This window comes from Streptomyces sp. SGAir0957 (assembly GCF_043523415.1).
On record NZ_CP027293.1, the window covers coordinates 198,970 to 218,959 of the forward strand.

Annotated in this window: 1 protein-coding gene; it reads right to left on the reverse strand. The window is 73.9% G+C overall.

The features are described from left to right. Positions 1–88 precede the first annotated feature (88 nt). Complete coding sequence (locus tag C1N81_RS06480) at positions 89–19,972, reverse strand: type I polyketide synthase (protein WP_394427656.1); 19,884 nt, start codon at positions 19,970–19,972, stop codon at positions 89–91. Positions 19,973–19,990 lie beyond the last annotated feature (18 nt).

A 19,990-nucleotide genomic window follows, 5' to 3' on the forward strand; every position in this document is an offset into this window, starting at 1 on the left:
CATCAGGGCCTCACATGGTCTTGCCGCGGGGTCATGGATCGGACGGCGCCCGCCTGGTCGCTGGGGGCCAGGGGCGGCGCCGTGGCGGTCAGTTCGGACCGAATTCCCGGTCGATGAAGTCGAAGAGTTCGTCGGCGTCCGCCGACTCCAGGCGCCCGGACACGTCGGGCGCATCCGCTTCGGGGGCGGTCGCCTGAGCGCTGCCCGCGTGCGCACGCCGCCCCGGGCCGGCATGCGCGTCTCCATCCGCGGGTGTGCCGTCGGCCTCCTGAGGGCCCAGCGCCTGCGCGAGGTAGTGGGCGAGGCGGGTGGCATCGGGATGGTCGAAGACCAGGGTGGCGGCCAGGGGCAGGCCGGTCTCGGTCTTCAGCCGGTTGCGCAGTTCGACCGCGGTGAGCGAGTCGATCCCGAGATCCAGGAAGCCCCGTTCGACGGGGATCGCGGTGGCCGAGTCGTACCCCAGCACGGTCGCCGCGTGTTCCCTCACGGTGCGCAGGACCAGCTGATGCCGTTCGGCGTCGCCCAGTCCGGCGAGGCGCGCCGGCAGCGCGGGGCCGTCGGGCTGCGCGTCGGCCTCGTCGGAAGCGACGGACGCGACGGACGCGACGGTTCGGCGCCGAAGAGGTACGGAGGTGCGCGCGCGGTCGTCCCGCGCCATGGGTCCGACGGCGCCGTCGGCTCCGCCCGCGGCCAGGGCCCGGGGGTCGAACCGCGCGGCCACGATCAAGCTGTCCGTCGACTGTTCGGCGGTGTCGAGGAGGCGCAGCCCGTCCTCCGTGGACATCGGCAGCACACCCATCCGACGCATCCGCGCCAGATCCGCCCGCTCCAACCCTCCCGTCATCACACTGCGCTGCTCCCACAACCCCCACGCCACCGACACACCCGACAAGCCACGCGCCCGCCGGAACGCCGCCAACCCATCCAAGAACGCGTTCCCCGCCGCATAATTCGCCTGCCCCGCAGCCCCCAACACCCCAGCAGCCGACGAGAACAACACAAACAGGCCCTGCGAATCCGCCATCACCTCATGCAGATTCCACCCACCCACCACCTTCGCCGCCAGCACACCTTCCAGCCGCTCCGGCGACAGCCTTTCCACCACCACGTCATCCAGCACACCCGCCGCGTGCACCACCCCCGACACACCACCCGGCAAACCCTCCACCACACCCCGCAACGCCACACGGTCCGCCACATCACACACCACCGACCGCACCTCAGCACCCAGACCCGCCAACTCCAGCACCAGAGCGCCCACTTCACCACTACGGCTCAACAACACCAACCGGCGCACACCCCGCTCCCGGACCAGATGCCGCGCCACCACACCACCCAGCACACCCGAACCACCCGACACCAACACCCAACCACCTGCGCCCTCACCCTCACCCTCCGAGGGAGATGCCACAGGCCGACCAGTCGGCGGCACACTGAGCACCAGCTTGCCCACATGCTTCGCCCGGCTCATCAGCGCGAACGCCTCACCCGCCCGCCGCACATCCCATTCCTGCCTCGGCAGCAACTCCAGCGCACCGGCCCTGAACAGTTCCACGACCTCGCGCAGCATCTCTCCCAGGCGCTCGGGTGCCACCTCCGCGAGGTCGAACGCCCGGTACATCACGCCGTCATAGGCGGCAGCAACCTCCCCCGGATCCCGCACATCCGCCTTGCCCAGCTCCACGAACCGGCCACCCGGACGCACCAACCCCAACGACGCATCCACCAACTCCCCCGCCAACGAATCCACCACCACATCCACACCCGAACGAAACACCTCCGCAAACCCCACCGACCGCGACGAAGCAATACACCCCTCCGCCACCCCAAGCCCCCGCACCACCGGCCACTTCGACTCACTCGCCGTCGCACACACCTCCGCCCCCAACCACCGCGCCAACTGCACCGCAGCCATCCCCACACCACCCGCCGCCGCATGCACCAACACCGTCTCCCCCGACCGCACACCCGCCACATCAACCAACGCATAAAACGCCGTCACAAACGCCACCGGAACCGACGCCGCCTCCACGAACGACCACCCCTCCGGGATCGCCACCACGACCCGCTCGTCCACCACGACGGAGGAGCGGAACCCGTCCTGCCAGACGCCCATGACCCGATCGCCGACCGCGACACCCGTCACGCCGGGCCCGATCCCGGTGACCACGCCCGCGCCCTCACTGCCCATCCGCGCGTTCTCCGCGTCCGGGTACATGCCCAATGGGATCAGTACGTCACGGAAGTTGAGCCCGACGGCCCGGATCGCTATGCGCACCTCGTGCTCGCCCAGCGTGCGACTGCCCTGGCCCTCGCCTCCCTTGTTCTCGGGCGACGGGCCCCAGACGATCCCTTCGAGGGTGCCGTTCCCGGCGTGGGCGAGACGCCGTTCCCCGGCCAGGTCCTCGTCGTGCGCCGGGACGGGCTCCGCCCGCTCCCCTGCCGGGGCCGGCATGTGCACGTGCGTCGGCGACTCCTCGCCGCGCACCAGCCGCGGAACGAGGATATCGTCGCCGCGGACGGCGAGTTGGGGCTCGCCCGTGGCCAGGGCACCCAGCACCGTGTCGGGCGTCGCGTCGGTCCGGTCGAGGACGTCGAGGACGTCGAGGAGGACGAAGCGCCCGGGGTGCTCGGTCTGTGCCGAACGCACCAGTCCCCATACGGGTGCGGCCGCGAGGTGGTCCAGGCGTTCGCCGCCGTGGACCTGTACGGCGCCGCCGGTGACGAGGACCAGCCGGGACTCCGTGAAGTGGTCGCTCGCCAGCCACTGCTGCGCCAGTTGCAGCGCGCGAAGGGCCATGCCCTCGGCGGCAGCGGCCATGTCTTCATCGGCGCACGGGAATGCTTCGGTCCTCAGGTCCACCAGGACGTGACCGGGCGCCGACGACTCGTCCCCGCCCGTCAGATGTGCCTCCAGTGCTTCCAGGTCGGCGTACCCGGCGTGCTCCGTATCCGTCACGGGCAACCCCTCGGCCGTGTCGCCGAGCACCGCGACCCGCGGCGTTTCGTCCTTCGGGGCCGGTGCCGGTACGCGGGTCCAGGCGACCCGGTAGGCGGCGGCGACGCCGTCCTCGGGCGGGGCCGGAAGCCGCGCCTCGTCGAGCGGACGTGTCAGGAGTCCGTCGGCGGACAGGACCGGCAGACCCGAACTGTCCGTGACCTGTACCGAGTAGGCGCCCTCGGCGGTCGGTACGAGCGTGGCCCGCAACCGCGTCGCGCCGGTGGCGTGCAGGGTGACGCCGGTCCAGAGGAAGGGCAGCCGTCCGATGGCCTCTTCGTCCGCGCAGGCGGGCCAGGCGTGGAGGGCGGCGTCGAGGAGCGCCGGGTGGATACCGAAGCCCGTCACGTCCGTCCCGGGCGCGGAAACCTCGGCGAACAGCTCGCCCCGCGGCCCGCGCCATACCTGTGTGAGCCTCTGGAACTGCTCCCCGTACGTGAGTCCCTGCTCGTGCAGCCGCTCGTAGAGGCCGGTGATGTCCACGGGCTGCGCGTCGGCCGGGGGCCAGTTCTCGGAGTCCGTGATGTCCGGGTGCCCGGCGTCGCTCACGAGCGTCGCCCGCGCGTGCCGCACCCACTCCGTGTCCTGGGAACCGGAGTCCTGGGACGCCGGGTCCTGGACCCGGGCATGCAGGTCCACCGTACGGCTGCCGTCCTCCGCGGCCCCGGCGACCAGCACCTGCACCTGTGTCGGCCGGGAGGCGTCCAGGAGCAGCGGCGTCTCGAGGATCAGTTCCTCCACGCGGTCGCAGCCGACGGCGTCCCCGGCGCGCAGGACCATGTCCAGGAGGGCCGTGCCCGGCACCAGTACGCGGCCGCGTACGGCGTGGTCGCTGAGCCAGGGCTGGTCCCGCAGCGACAGCCGCCCGGTGAACAGGGCCCCGCCGGTCCCGGGCAGCGGCACCGCGCTGCCTAGCAGGGCGTGCCCGGTGGCTTCCGCGCCGTCCTGGTGTGTGGAGGTACGGCGACCGGCGGCGCCGCCGTCCGCCACCCAGTAGCGCTTGTGCTGGAAGGCGTACGTGGGCAGCTCGACCCGCCGGACCGGGCGGCCTTCGTAGGAGCGGGCCCACCGCACGGGTACGCCGGTGACGAACGCCTCGGCCAGCGACCGCATCAGGCGCGGCCGGCCGCCGTCGTCGCGGCGCAGTGTGCCGGTGACGGTCACGTCCGTGCCGTGGTCCTCGGCCGTGATCTGCACCCCGGTGGTCAGCACCGGGTGGGCGCTGGCCTCGACGAACCTGCGGAATCCCGCGTCGAGCAGGGCGCGTACGGTCTCCTCGAAGCGGACGGTGGACCGCAGATTGCGGTACCAGTAGGTGCCGTCCAGTTCCGTGTGGGCGAGTTCGCCTCCGGTCACCGTGGAGAAGAACGGTATCCGTGTGGGCCGCGGCGCCACGTCGGCCACCGCCTTCTCGACCTGGGCGCGGATCGTCTCGACCTGTTCACAGTGGGAGGCGTAGTCGACGGGAACGCGGCGGGCCCGGATGCCGCGCTTCTCGCAGTCCGCCATCAGGCCGTCGAGCGCCTCGGTGCTGCCGGAGACCACTGTGGTGGCGGGGCTGTTCACGGCGGCGACGGTCAGTTCCCCGCCGTGAACAGCCTCGCCGTTGTCCCCGTCGTAGTCCCCGTCGTAGGAGGAGAGGATCCTCTCCACCTCGGCGAGGGGCTGTTCCACGGCCACCATGCCGCCGTGGCCCGCGAGTTCGGCGGCGATGGCCCGGCTGCGCAGCGCCACCACGCGCGCCCCGTCCTCCAGACTCAACGCACCCGCCACCACAGCCGCGGCGATCTCACCCTGCGAATGACCCACCACCGCGGCCGGACGCACCCCGAACCACTCCCACACCCGCGCCAACGACACCATCACCGCCCAGAGCGCAGGCTGCACCACCTCCACCCGCTCCAACGCAGCACCATCACCCAACGCCTCCACCAACGGAACATCCATGAACGGCTCCAACGCCGCCGCACACTCCTCCAGCCGCTCCGCGAACACCGGAACATCCGCCAGCAGCTCCAGCGCCATGCCCACCCACTGCGTTCCCTGACCCGGGAACACGAAGACGACGCGGCCGTCGGAGGGGGTGGCCGTGCCGCGGACGATGTCGGGTGTCTGCCGGCCCTCGGCGAGGTCGGTCAGGGCGCCGGCCAGGTCGGTGCCGTCGGCGCCGAGGACGACCGCGCGATGGTCGAGCACGGCGCGTGTGGTCGCGAGGGTGTGGCCGATGTCGCCGCTCCGGGCGGCCCCCTCCTGCGCGAGCGGGAGCAGGCGCCTGGCCTGTTCACGCAGGGCCGCGTCGGACTGCGCCGACAGGGTCCAGGGTTCGAAGGTGCCGTCGGAGCGGTGGTCGTCGGAGCCATGGTCGTCGTCGTGAGGGTCGGAGTCGTGCGGGTCGGCGTCCGGTCCCTGTTCCAGGATGACGTGGGCGTTGGTTCCGCTGACGCCGAACGAGGAGACTCCGGCCCGCCGGGGCCGTCCTGTCGCGGGCCAGTCGCGCGGCGCGGTGAGGAGGGACACGGCGCCGGAGGACCAGTCGACGTGAGCCGAGGGCTCGTCGGCGTGCAGGGTGGGCGGCAAGGTGCCGTGCCGCAGGGCGAGTACGGTCTTGATGACGCCCGCGACACCGGCGGCGGCCTGGGTGTGCCCGATGTTCGACTTCACCGACCCAAGCCACAGCGGCCGCTCCGGGTCCCTGCCCTGCCCGTACGTGGCCAGCAGCGCACCGGCCTCGATCGGGTCGCCCAGCTTCGTACCCGTACCGTGCGCCTCCACCACGTCCACGTCGCACCCGTCGAGCCCGGCGTCCGCCAACGCCGCCCGTATGACGCGCTGTTGGGCGGGGCCGCTGGGCGCGGACAGGCCGTTCGACGCACCGTCCTGGTTGACCGCGCTGCCCCGTACGACCGCGAGGACCTGGTGGCCGTTGCGGCGGGCGTCCGAGAGTCGTTCGACGACGAGGACGCCGACGCCCTCGGCGAACCCGGCGCCGTCCGCGCCGGCTCCGAACGCCTTGCTGCGCCCGTCGGGGGCCAGGCCGCCCTGGCGGGTGAACTCGGTGAAGATGCCCGGGGTGGACATGACGGTCACGCCACCGGCCAGGGCCAGATCGCTCTCGCCCTGGCGGAGCGAGCGCACGGCCAGGTGCAGGGCGACGAGGGAGGCCGAGCAGGCGGTGTCGACGGTGAGGGCGGGTCCCTCAAGGCCGAGGGTGTAGGCGACGCGGCCGGACAGGACGCTGCCGGTGTTGCCCGTGGCGACGTACCCGGCGGTCTCCTCGGGGACGTCGGGGCTGATGGCGAGGTAGTCGCCGCCGTTGGTGCCGGTGAACACGGCCGCGCGGGTGCCGTGCAGAGTGGTCGGGTCGATGCCCGCCTGTTCGAGCGCCTCCCAGGTGGTCTCCAGGAGCAGCCGCTGCTGCGGGTCCATCGCCAGCGCCTCACGCGGCGAGATCCCGAAGAACTCCGCGTCGAAGTCGCCCGCGTCGTGCAGGAATCCGCCCTCCTGGGCGGTCGACGTGCCGGTCCGGTCACCGGAGCCGGTCCCCCGGAGGGTGTCGAGGTCCCAGCCCCGGTCGTCGGGGAACGGGGTGATGGCGTCGCCCCCGTCGCGGAGCAGCTGCCACAGCTGCTGCGGGGAGCGGATGTCTCCGGGGAAACGGCAGCCCATGCCGACGATGGCGATCGGGTCGTCGTCGTCCGCCGGGGCGGGGACGGGGCCGGGCGCGGCGGCAGGGGCGGGGTCCGTGTCGCGTCCGCCGACGAGTTCGTCCCGCAGACGGGCGGCGAGATCGCGGGCCGTGGGGTGGTCGAAGACGAGGGTGGTGGGGAGCCGGAGCCCGGTCACCTTGTTCAGGCGGTTGCGCAGTTCGACGGCGGTGACCGAGTCGAAGCCGAGGTCGCGGTAGGCGGTCGTGGGGTCGACGGCCTCGGGCCCCGAGTGGCCGAGGACCTTGGCGGCCTGTTCGCGGACGAGGGAGAGCAGGGCGGCCTGCTGTTCGGCGCGGTCGCCCAGTGCGGCGATGCGCCCGGCGAGCCCGTCGGCGCCCGGGGCCGTTTCGGGGTCGGGCCCGGCGGCGTCCGCGGTGGTGAGTTGCCGGACCTCGGGCAGGTCCGAGAGGAAGGGGCTGGGGCGGGTGGCGGTGAAGGCCACGTGGAACCTGTCCCACTCCACATCCGCGATCACGACGGTCGGTTCCGTGTCGCCGGCCACCGTGAGGAGGGCCGCGGCGGCCAGGCCGGGGTCCATCACGGGCAGACCGTGGCGGCCTGCGGTCGCCTCGATGTCGCCCTCGGTGGCCATGCCGCGCTCGTCCCAGATGCTCCAGGCGATGGAGGTGGCGGGCAGTCCCAGCGCGTGCCGCTGCTCGGCGAGCGCGTCCAGGTAGGCGTTGCCGGGGGCGTAGTTGCCCTGTCCGGAGGCGCCCAGCGTGCCCGCGAGGGAGGAGAAGAGCACGAAGGCGTCCAGGTCGGCGTCCCGGGTCAGCTCGTGCAGGTGCCGGGCGCCGTCGGCCTTGACCCGCAGGACCTGGTCGATCCGGTCGGGGGTGAGGCCGTCGACGACGGAGTCGTCCAGGACGGCGGCGGTGTGCACGACCGCCGTCAGGGGGCGGTCGGCGGGCACGGTCGCGAGCAGCTCGGCGAGGGCCGCGCGGTCGCCGACGTCGCACGAGGTGAGCGTGACACCGACGCCGCTCTCCTCCAGTTCGGTGCGGAGTTCGGCGGCGCCCGGCGCGTCGGGACCGCGCCGGCTGACCAGCAGGAGGTGCTGGGCGCCCTGCTCCGCGAGGTGACGGGCCACGCGGGCGCCGAGACCTCCGGTACCGCCGGTCACCAGGACGGTGCCGCGCGGGCGCCACGCCGGCCGGGTCCCGACCGCGCCGGTGCGGGACAGACGCCGGACGAGCGCGCCGGACGGGCGCAGGGCCACCTGGTCCTCGCCGCTGTCACCGGCCAGGACCGCCGCGAGGAGGCGGCCCGTGGGCCCGTCGGGGCGTGCGGGCAGGTCGACGAGTCCACCGAACCGCTCGGGGTGTTCCAGAGCCGCGATCCTGCCGAAGCCCCACACCATCTGCTGGGCGGCGGCGTGGTCGCGCACGGTCCGCGCGTCCTGCGCGGTGGCGGTGATCGCGTCATGGGTCAGGCACCACAGGGGGCCGCACGTCTGGGCCCCGCCGAGCGCCTGGAAGAGGGCGGCGGTGGTGGTGAGTCCGGTGCGCCCGACCCGCTCCTCGGCGCCGCTGTCGCTGCCCCTGCCGCTGCCACTGCCACTGCCACTGCCACTGCCACTGCCACTGTCGCTGTCGCTGTCGCTGTCGACGACGCTCAGCAGGGACAGCACACCCGTAAACGTCCCCTCGGGCAGCAGGTCCGCGATGTCGTCCCGGGTGGCGTCCGCGGTCACGGTGAGCGTGGTGACGTCACCCCCGTGGTCGCGCACGGCGGCGGCGACCGTATCGGCGCAGTCGGCCGCCGCGACGGAGTCGGCAGGGACCGCCAGCAGCCACGTCCCGGTCAGGACCGGGGCGGCGGGCAGCGCGGTGGGAGCCCAGCGCACGTGGTACTGCCAGGAGTCGACGGCGGCCCGGTCCGTACGGTGCCTGCGCCAGGTCCGCAGAGCGGGCAGCACACCCGCCAGGGCGTCCCCGTCCACGTCGAGCAGGCCGGCGAGGGCCTCGGTGTCGTCGCTCTGCACCGCTTCCCAGAAGCCGGTGTCGTCGCCGGGGCCCGAGGTGTCCTGCGCGGCGGCGTACCCGTGCGGCGTGGCAGGCTCCCACCAGTAGCGTTCGCGCTGGAAGGCGTAGGTGGGGAGATCGACGTGCCCGGCGTCGACGGCGGCGAACGCCTTCGCCCAGTCCACGGGCGCGCCTTGGGCGAAGGCCTCGCCGAGCGAGGCGAACAGGCGTCGCGGCCCTCCGTCGTCGCGGCGCAGGGTTCCCGTCACCGCGGCCTCGTGACCGGCCTCCTCAAGGGTGTCCTCCACGGCCGCGGTCAGCACCGGGTGCGCGCTGCACTCCACGAACGCACCCGTAGCCGTACCCGTGGCGGCGAGAGCGCGTACGGCTTCCTGGAACCGCACCGGCCGGCGCAGGTTGCGCACCCAGTAGGCGGCGTCCGGCACGTCGTCGCCGAGCCAGTCGCCGGTGACCGTCGAGAAGAACGGCACCTGGGCGCGGCCCGCCCGGATCGGGGCGAGGTCGGCGAGGATACGGTCGGCGAGCGCGTCCACCTGCCCGGAGTGGGAGGCGTAGTCGACCGGGATGCGGCGGTAGCGCACTGCGTCGCGCTCGCACCGGGTCCTGAGCGCGTCGAGCCCTTCGGGGGTGCCGGAGACGACGGTGGTGGCCGGCCCGTTGACCGCGGCCACGGTCACGGGCTCCGTGATGCCGTCCAGAAGTCGCCGTACGTCCTTCTCGGCGGCTGCCACCGACGCCATGCCCCCGTGACCTGCGAGCTCGGCGGCGATGGCCCGGCTGCGCAGCGCCACCACGCGCGCCCCGTCCTCCAGACTCAACGCACCCGCCACCACCGCAGCCGCGATCTCACCCTGCGAATGACCCACCACCGCGGCGGGACGCACCCCGAACCACTCCCAGACCCGCGCCAGCGACACCATCACCGCCCAGAGCGCTGGCTGCACCACCTCCACCCGCTCCAACGCCGCACCATCACCCAACGCCTCCACCAACGGAACGTCCATGAACGGCTCCAACGCCGCCGCACACTCCTCCAGCCGCTCCGCGAACACCGGGACGTCCGCCAGCAACTCCAGCGCCATCCCCACCCACTGCGACCCCTGACCCGGGAACACGAACACCGTTCGCGCGGTGTCAGCCTCGGCCCGTGCCGTACCGGGGTCGCCCTCGCCCCGGGCCACCGCCCGCACTCCGTCGAGCAGTTCCTCCCGCGACGCACCCGCCACCACCGCACGGTGTCCCCGCACCGCACGGCCCGCCGCGAGTGCCGCGCCGATCTCTGTGGCGGAGGTGTCCGGGTGTGTCTCGACGAAGGCCGCGAGGCGACCGGCCTGTGCCCGCAGAGCGTCCTGGTGGTGGCCGGAGATCACCCAAGGCACGACCGGGAGTTCGACGCGTCGCTCGGCCCCGGGCCCGGTCTCGACGGGTGCCTCTTCCAGGATGAGGTGGGCGTTGGTGCCGCTGATCCCGAACGAGGACACACCCGCCCGGCGCACCCGCTCCGCCCCGGACCACTCCCGCGCCCGAGCCAGCAGCCGCACCCCGCCCGCCGCCCAATCGACATGCGGCGACGGCTCGTCCGCGTGCAGCGAGGCGGGCAGCAGGTCGTGACGCAGCGCCTCCACCATCTTGATCACACCCGCCACACCGGCAGCGGCCTGCGTATGCCCGACGTTGGACTTCACCGACCCCAGCCACAACGGCCGCTCGGGATCACGCCCTTGCCCGTACGTCGCGAGCAGCGCCTCCGCCTCGATCGGGTCGCCCAGCCTCGTTCCCGTCCCGTGCGCCTCCACCACGTCCACATCGGACGTGCCGAGCCCGGCATCCGCCAACGCCGCCCGGATGACCCGCTGTTGGGCAGGGCCGTTCGGTGCCGTGAGGCCGTTGCTCGCCCCGTCCTGGTTGGTCGCGCTGCCCCGGACGACCGCGAGTACGCGGTGTCCGTTGCGCCGGGCGTCGGACAGCCGCTCCAGGACGAGGACGCCCGCGCCCTCGGACATACCTATGCCGTCGGCGTCGGCCGAGAAGGGCTTGCAGCGGCCGTCGGCCGCCAGACCCCGTTGCCGGGAGAACTGGACGAAGGGTGCGGGGGTGGCCATGACCGTCACGCCGCCGGCCAGGGCCAGATCGCACTCGCCCGACCGCAGGGCCCTCCCCGCCAGGTGGATCGCCACCAGCGACGACGAGCACGCGGTGTCCACCGTCACCGCCGGGCCCTCGAAGCCGAACGTGTAGGCCACCCGGCCGGACAGGACACTGCCCGCGCTGCCGGTCATGAGCAGGCCCTCGACGTGCCCGGGGGTCCGGTCCGGGGTCGGTGCGTAGTCGTGGTAGACCTGCCCGGCGAAGACTCCGGTGCGGCTGCCGTGCAGGCCGTCCGCGTCGAGCCCGGCCTGTTCGAGGGCTTCCCAGGAGGTCTCCAGGAGCAGCCGCTGCTGCGGGTCCATGGCCAGCGCCTCACGCGGCGAGATCCCGAAGAAGCCCGCGTCGAAGTCGCCCGCGTCGTAAAGGAATCCGCCTTCGCGCGTGTACGAGGTGCCGGTGTGGTCCGGGTCGGGGTGGTGCAGTCCGTCGAGGTCCCAGCCCCGGTCGGCCGGGAAGCGGCCGATGCCGTCGCCGCCGGTGGCGGCCAGCTCCCACAGTTCCTCGGGGCTGGTGACGCCGCCGGGGTAGCGGCAGGCCATGCCGACGATCGCGAGGGGTTCATCGGTGGGGGCCGTGGGCGCGGCGGGCTCCTCCCCCGGTTCCTCGCCCACCAGTTGGTCCACCAGGTGGGCGGCGAGTTCCGTCGGGGTGGGGTGGTCGAAGACCAGTCCGGCGGGAAGGCGCAGTCCGGTGGCGTTGTTCAGGCGGTTGCGCAGTTCGAGTGCGCTGAGTGAGTCGAAGCCGAAGTCGCGGAAGGCGCGCGTGACCGGGACCCGGTCGGCCGAGGCGTGGCCGAGGACGGCGGAGGCCAGTTCGCGGACGAGTCCGAGGGCCAGGTCGAGCCGTTCGTCGGGCGACAGTGCCGTCAGGCGCTCGGTGAACGTTCCGTCGCCGCCCGCGGGCCGCGGGGGACGGACGAGCCCGCGCAGCAGGACCGGGATCCCCTCGCTCTCCGCCTGTTCGCGCACCTGCCGGAGGTCCAGCCTGGTGGGCACGGTGAGCGGAGCGGGGTCCGCGACGGCCCGGTCGAACAGCGCGAGGGCCTGCTCCTCGGGCAGCGGCGCGACGCCGAGCCGGGCCAGCCTCGCGCGGTCGGTGGTGTCGAGGCCCGAGGCCATGCCGCCACTGCGGTCGTCCTGGTCCCACAGGCCCCAGGCCTGGCTCTGTCCCGGCAGGCCCAGATCGGCCCGGTGCGCGGCGAGTGCGTCGAGGAACGCGTTGGCGGCGGCGTAGTTGGCCTGTCCCGCGCCGCCGAGGACGCCGGAGACCGAGGACATGAGGACGAACGCGGTCAGCGGCTCGTCGCGGGTGAGGTCGTGCAGGTTCCAGGCGGCGTCCACCTTGGGGCGCAGCACGGTCGTGAGCTGGTCGGCCGTCAGGGAGGTGACGGTTCCGTCGTCGAGGACGCCCGCCGCGTGCACCACCGCGGTCAGGGCGTGGTCGGCGCCGAGGCCCGCGAGCGCGGTCCGCAGGGCGTCGTGGTCCGCCGGATCGCAGTCGAGGGTGGTCACCTCGCAGCCCTCTCCCGCGAGTTCGGCGGTGAGGTCGCGGGTCGCCTCGCCTCCCCGCCGACTGACGAGGACGAGTCGGCGTACACCGTGCTCACGGACCAGGCGCCGGGCGACAAGGCGGCCGATGTGTCCGGTGGCGCCGGTGAGCAGGACCGTGCTGTCGGGACCGAAGGGGACGGCGGTGGACTCGACCCGTCCTGTGACACGGGCGAGCCGGGGGGTGTGGGCCTGTCCCGCGCGCAGGGCGACCTGGGGTTCGTCGCCCGCGGCGACGGCGGGCAGGAGGCGCAGCGACGCGGGATCCCGGTCGGTGTCGGCCAGGAGGAACCGTCCGGGGGTCTCGGTGTGCGCGCTGCGCAGGAGGCCCCAGACGGTGGCGGCCGCGACGTCGGTCACCGGGGCCGGGCCCGCCGCTCCCTCGGTGACGGCGAACAGCCGGGTACCGGCCAGCCGTTCGTCGAGGAGCAGGGCGCGGGCGGTCTCCAGGGCCGTGGCCGCGTGCTGGTGGGCGGCGGTCACCGTGGCGTCCCGCCGCCGATCGTCCATGGTCCGCCGCCGTTCGTCCATGGTCCGTGGCCCGTCGCCCACGCTCCATGGCCCGTCGCCCACGCTCCATGGCTCGTCGTCCACGCTCCATGGCCCGTCGCCCACGGTCCATACGAGGATGTCGGGCGCGGCGGCGCCTGCGTCGAGGGCGGCACGCAGGCCGTCGAGGTCGCGGTGGACGTCCGGCGCGGCGCCGGCGTTCCGGAGTGTGGCGAGGACGGGGGCGTCGTCGTCGCCCAGGACGGCCCACTGTCCCGTGGGGCGCGTCTCGCCGGGCAGCGTCAGCGGCTCCCACTCCACGGCGAACAGGGAGCGGGGCGTCGCCTCGTGGGACGCGGTGAGCCGTGCGAGGTCCGCGGGTCGCAGCGTGAGGGAGCCGATGCTCGCTGCCCGCCGACCCGACGGTTCGGCGAGGTCGAGGGCGACGGTGGAGTCACCGGAGGGGGTGATCCGCGCGCGCAGTGTGCGGGCGCCGGGTGCGGTGACGGCGACGTCGTTGAAGGCGTACGGCAGGCGCACGCCGTCCTCGGAGCGGGTGGTGGTGACGACGGCGTGCAGGACGGCGTCGAGGAGGGCCGGATGGAGGGCGAAGTCCTCGTCGTGCGGGGCGGCGGCGTCGTCGTGCCCGGGCAGCCGTGCCTCGGCGTAGACGGTGCCGTCGGGGGCGTTCCACATGCGGGCGAGGAGCTGGAAGGCGGGGCCGTAGACGTAGCCGTCGTCGGCCAGTTCGTCGTAGAGGCCGGTGAGGTCGGTCTCGGTGGTGCCGGGGGGCGGCCAGGTGGCGGCCCAGTCGGGGGCGGCGGGGGCCGGGGCGGTCGCGCTCAGGGTCGCTGTCGCGTGGTGGGTCCAGGGCAGCTGGGAGCCCCGGGTGTCCTGGCCGTCGTCGGCCCCGGGCCTGCTGTGCACGGTCGCGGTGGCGCGGTCGGGGCCGTCGGCGGTGACGGTGACCTGGAGGTCCGTGATGCCGCTTCCGGTGGGCAGCGGGAGCGGCTCGTGCAGGGTGAGTTCGTCGAGGTGGGGGGTGCCGTTCCGGTCCCCGGCGTGCACCGCCAGTTCGAGCAGGGCGGTACCAGACAGCAGCGGGAGGGAGCCGACCGCGTGGTCGTGCAGCCAGCGGTGGCTGTGCGGGGTGAGCCGCCCGGTCAGGACGAGGCCCTCGTCGCCCGCGGTGCGCAGGACCGCGCCGAGCAACGGGTGGCCGGCCGGGGTGAGCCCGGCGGACGCGACGTCCGGGGTGCCGCCGCCGCTGACGGGGTCGAGCCAGTAGCGCTCGCGCTGGAAGGCGTACGTGGGCAGCGGGACGTGGCGGGCACCGGTGCCGGTGTAGACGCGGCTCCAGTCCACGGATATGCCGTGGGTGAAGACGGCGGTCAGTGAGGTGAGGAGGCGCCGCAGGCCGCCGTCGCCGAGCAGCAGCGAGCCGGTCACGACCGCGTCCCGGCCGGTCTCCTCCAGGGTGTGCGTCATGTTGCCGGCGAGCACCGGGTGGGCGCTGCATTCCACGAAGGCGTCGAAGCCGTCGGCGGCCAACTCCCGTACGGCCTCTTCGAAGCGGACCCGGTGGCGGAGGTTGCGCACCCAGTAGGCGGCGTCCGGCACATCGTCGCCGAGCCAGTCGCCGGTGACCGTCGAGAAGAGCGGCACCTGGGCGCGGCCCGCCCGGATCGGGGCGAGGTCGGCGAGGATCCGGTCGGCGATGGTGTCCACCTGCGCCGAGTGGGAGGCGTAGTCGACGGGGATGCGGCGGGCCCGGACGCCACGGCTCTCGCACTGCGCCATCAGGTCGTCGAGCGCGGCGGTGCCGCCGGAGACCACGGTGGATCCGGGCCCGTTCACGGCGGCGACGGTCAGTTCCCCGTCGAAGGCGGCGAGCATCCCCTCCACCTCGGCGAGGGGTCGCTGGACGGCGACCATGCCGCCGTGGCCCGCGAGTTCCTCGGCGATGGCCCGGCTGCGCAGCGCGACCACGCGCGCTCCGTCCTCCAGACTCAGCGCGCCCGCCACCACCGCAGCCGCGATCTCACCCTGCGAATGTCCGACTACCGCGGCGGGACGCACCCCGAACCACTCCCACACCCGCGCAAGCGACACCATCACCGCCCAGAGCGCGGGCTGCACCACCTCCACCCGCTCCAAGGCCGCCGCGTCGCCCAACGCCTCCAAGAGAGGTATCTCCATGTACGGCTCCAGAGCCGCCGCGCACTCCTCCAGCCGCTCCGCGAAAGCCGGAACGTCCGCCAGCAGCTCCAGCGCCATACCCACCCACTGCGACCCCTGCCCCGGGAACACGAACACCGTCCGTGCGACATCCGCGTCCACCTGAGTCACACCGGGATCGCCCTCGCCCCGGGCCACCGCCCGCACCCCGTCGAGCAACTCTTCCCGCGACGCACCCGCCACCACCGCACGGTGCCCGTGCACGGCACGCCCGGCCGCCAGGGAGAGACCCACGTCCGCCGCGGACACGTCGGGGCGGGCGTCCGCGAACGCCGCCAGCCGCTCCGCCTGGCCGCGGAGCGCGTCGGCGCCACGGGCCGAGAGCACCCACGGCACCACCGAGGGCACATCGCGGCTGCTCACCGGCTCGGTCTCGGCCGGGGCCTGTTCCAGAACGAGGTGGGCGTTGGTGCCGCTGATCCCGAACGAGGACACACCCGCCCGGCGCACCCGCTCCGCCCCGGACCACTCCCGCGCCCGAGCCAGCAACCGCACTCCGCCGGACGACCAGTCGACCTGCGGCGACGGCTCCTCGGCATGCAGAGAGGCGGGCAGCGTGCCATGGCGCAGCGCCTCCACCATCTTGATCACACCCGCCACACCGGCAGCGGCCTGCGTATGCCCGACATTGGACTTCACCGACCCCAGCCACAACGGCCGCTCGGGATCACGCCCTTGCCCGTACGTCGCGAGCAGCGCCTCCGCCTCGATCGGGTCACCCAACCGCGTCCCCGTCCCGTGCGCCTCCACCACGTCCACATCGGACGTGCCGAGCCCGGCATCCGCCAACGCCGCCCGGATCACCCGCTGTTGCGCGGGTCCGCTGGGCGCGGACAGGCCGTTCGACGCCCCGTCCTGGTTGACCGCGCTGCCCCGCACGACCGCGAGCACACGGTGCCCGTTGCGCCGGGCGTCCGACAGCCGCTCCAGCACCAGGACGCCCACGCCCTCGGACCACGCCGTACCGTCGGCGTCGGCCGAGAAGGGCTTGCACCGGCCGTCCGCCGCCAGGCCCCCTTGCCGCCCGAATTCGCGGAACATACCGGCTGTCGCCATGACGGCCACGCCGCCGGCCAGGGCCAGATCGCATTCGCCCGACCGCAGGGCCCTCCCCGCCAGGTGCATGGCGACCAGCGACGACGAGCACGCCGTGTCCACCGTCACCGCCGGGCCCTCGAAGCCGAACGTGTAGGCCACCCGGCCGGAGATGACGCTGGGGGTGCTGCCGGTGAGGATCTGGCCCGCGAGGTGGTCCGGCGCCTGGTCGGCGCGGGGGCCGTAGTCGTGCGGTGTGGCGCCTACGTAGACGCCCGTGGTCGAGCCGCGCAGACGGTCCGGGTCCAGTCCGGCCTGTTCGAGGGCTTCCCAGGAGGTCTCCAGCAGCAGCCGCTGCTGCGGGTCCATCGTCAGCGCCTCGCGCGGCGAGATCCCGAAGAAGTCGGCGTCGAAGTCCGCGGCCCCGCTGAGGAATCCGCCGCCGGGCGCGGTCCGGCCGGTGTCCGCGCCGGGCGGCGTCCAGCCACGATCCGTGGGCCAGGCGGTGTCGGGCGCCGTGCCGTCGGCGACCAGGCGCCAGAGGTCGTCCGGCGAGGCGACGCCGCCGGGGTAGCGGCAGGCCATGCCGACCACGGCCACGGCGTCGTCGTCGGGGTGCCGGGGGCGGGTGTCCTGGGCCGGTGCGGTGCCGGTCATGCCGTCGTCCGGCCGTGCGGTGTGCGGCGCAATGGAGTGGTCTTGGGCCGGGCCCGTGGCACCTGGCGATGCGGAGCGTGTGGCCAGTCCGGTGGCGGGCTGCCCGGAGTGGTCGGTGGGCCCCGGGGCGGTGGTGAGCGAGGCGTCGAGGTGCGCGGCCAGCGCCTGCGGCGTGGGGTGGTCGAACACCGTGCTGCCCCTCACGGGCAGCCCCGTGCACACCGCGAGAATCCTGCCGAGCTCCTCGATCATGACGGAGTCGAAACCGAGGTCCTTGAAGGTGAGCGCCGGGTCGACCGGGGCCGAGTCCCGCATGACGGCGGCCGCCTGCTCGCACACGAACGTACGCAGGGCCGCCGTCCGCTTCGGTCCGGTGAGCCCGCTCAGCGCGGCGACGGCCTCGCGTCCGGGGTGCGCGGGGTCAACGGCGGGTGCCGTGGCCGCGCTGGTCTCCACGGGTGCCTGCGCGGCGGCCGGTGGCTCCGTCCCGGTCGCGGCCTGCGGGGCGGCCTGTTCCGGTCCCGTCTCCAGCCAGAAGCGGCGGCGCTGGAAGGGGTAGGTCGGCAGGTCGACGCTCCGGACGCCGCCCAGCAGAGGGGTCCAGTCGACATCGGCGCCCGCCACCCACAGCGTCGCCAGCGACCTGAGCGATACGCGGTCTTCCGCGAGCAGCGGCACGAAGGCGGGAGGGACGTCGTCGTCGTTCGCGGCGGCCGAGGAGGTGGGAGCGGTGTCGGGATCGTTCGTGGCGGCCGAGGAGGTGGGAGCGGTGTCGGGATCGTTCGTGGCGGCCGAGGAGGTGGGAGCCGCGTCCGGATCGTTCGCGGCGGCCGAGGAGGTGGGAACCGCGTCCGGTCCCGCCTCCACGACGAGCGACAGGTCGCTGTCCCACATCAGCGCCGAGGCGTCGTCGGTGAACGGGCCCGTCTCCCGCGCCTGCCGCAACCAGTGCTCAGGGTCCCGGAGCAGATCGGGCTCCGCCGTCCCGCCCAGCATCGTCGACATCACGGTCAGCCGGGAGGTGCCGGGCTCGACCGTGGACAGCACCCTGCGGTAGGCCTCCGCCCCATGGGCCGGTGAGGTCTCTTCGAGCCAGCCGCGCGCCAGCGCCAGGCGTGCCGCGTCCCGCAGCGACCACACACCCGCCGCGTGGGCGGCCGTCACCTCGCCCACCGCGTGTCCCGCGACCGTCGTCGGGCGCAGCCCCCACGACGTCAGCAGCCGCCACGAGGCCACGCCGAACGCGAAGGCGCCCGCCTGGTCCCGGCCGCCCTCCCCCGGGCCCGGCTCCACGTCGTCGGCGGCCGACGTCATGGCCTGACGCAGTGCCGCGCCGAACCCTCCGTCCTCCACGCCCTGTCGCGTCCGCGCCCCCTCCGGCAGGCCAAGCGTGTCGGCGACCTCGGCGGCCACGTCGTCGAAGACCTCGCACACCTCCGCCAGCGCTTGGGCGAAGACCGGGAAGACGGACAGGGCCACGACCGCGCCGGCGGCCTTCGGGGCCCCGCCCGAGAAGACAACTGCCGCCTCGCCCGGGGTCGTCGGGCCGGACAGCACCACGTCGGACGTGGGGGCACCGTCGGCGAGTCCGCGTACTCCGGTCAGCAGATCCTCGTGCGTGGCCGCCACGATGGCCGCGCGCCGCTCGAAGCCCTTGCGCGTCGAGGCGAGGGACCACGCGACCTCCGCCGCCGACGCCTCCGTGCCGTCGGCCGCGCCGCAGCTCGCCAGCCGGGAGGCGGCGTCGCGCAGGGCGGCATCGGTGCGCCCGGACAGCAGCCACGGCAGTTCTGGCAGCGCCGTCGTGGGTGCAGGGGACGGCGTCGGTGCGGGGGACGGCGTCGGTGCGGGGGACGGCGTCGGCTGGGGGTTCCAGCTGGACAGCACCACATGGCAGTTGGTGCCGCCCATACCGAAGGAGCTGACACCGGCGACGAGTTCACCGGCTTCGCCCTCCGACTGCGCGGGTCCGTCGGGCCACGGACCCGGGTCCCGCTGCACGCGGAGGTTGAGTTCGCCGAGGGGAATGCGCGGGTTGGGGTTCTCGAAGTTGAGGCTGGCGGGCAGCCGTCGGTGCTTGAGGGAGAGGACGACCTTGATGAGTCCGGCGATGCCGGCGGCGCCGCTCAGGTGACCGATGTTGGTCTTCACCGAGCCGACGGCGAGAGGCCGCTCGGCGGGGCGGTGGCGGCCGAGGGCCTCGCCCAGCGCGGCGGCCTCGACGGGGTCGCCGGTGGGTGTGCCGGTGCCGTGGAGCTCGACGTAGCGTACGGCGCCGGGCCCGATGCCGGCGCTGCGGTAGGCGGACGTGAGCACGTCGGACTGGGCCTCGGCGGTGGGCGCCGTCAGGGTCGCGCCGCCCGGGTCGTTGTTGGTCGCGCTGCCGCGGACCAGGCACAGGATGCGGTCGCCGTCGGCGAGTGCGGTGTCGAGGCGTTTCAGGACGACGGCACCGCCGCCCTCTCCGGGTACGTAGCCGTCGGCGCGCTCGTCGAAGGTGAAGCAGCCGCCACGGGTGGACAGCGCGCCGAGGCGAGCGGCGAGCAGCACGCTCTGGGGCAGCAGGTGGAGGTTGACCCCGCAGACCAGGGCGGCGTCGGACTCGCCCGCGCGCAGGCTCGCGCCCGCGAGGTGGAGCGCCACCAGAGAGGAGGACTGCGCGGAGTCGACGGTGATGCTCGGTCCGTGGGCGCCGAGGAAGGCGGCCAGCCGGTTGGCGAGGACGCCGCGCTGTACGCCGGTCAGTGCGTGCTGTGTGGCGAGCGTTCCGACGTGCGGGGACAGGAGCTGGGCGTAGTCGTCGCCCGTGACGCCGACGAACGTGCCGAGCCGGGTCCCGCGCACCCGGTCCGGCGTGATCCGGGCGTCCTCAAGGGCCTCCCAGCCCAGTTCGAGGGCGAGCCGCTGCTGGGGGTCGACGAACGGGGCCTCGCGCGGGGAGATCCCGAAGAACGAGGCGTCGAACGCGTCGACGCGCTCCAGGTAGCCACCCGTGCGGGGGGTGTGCTCGGCGGCGGCTCCCGTCCAGCGGCCGGACGGTACCTCGCCGACGCCGCTGCCACCTGAGGCAAGGAGCCGCCAGAACGCGTCCGGATTCTCCGCCCCGGCGAAACGGCATGAGACACCGATGATGGCGAGCGCCGAGTCCCGACCGTCCGCTGCCCTCATGAGTACGACTCCCTAGAT

Bases quoted from the DNA above. Each gene is read 5' to 3' on its own strand.
- C1N81_RS06480 (WP_394427656.1), bottom strand. From the start codon at position 19,972: ATGAGGGCAGCGGACGGTCGGGACTCGGCGCTCGCCATCATCGGTGTC.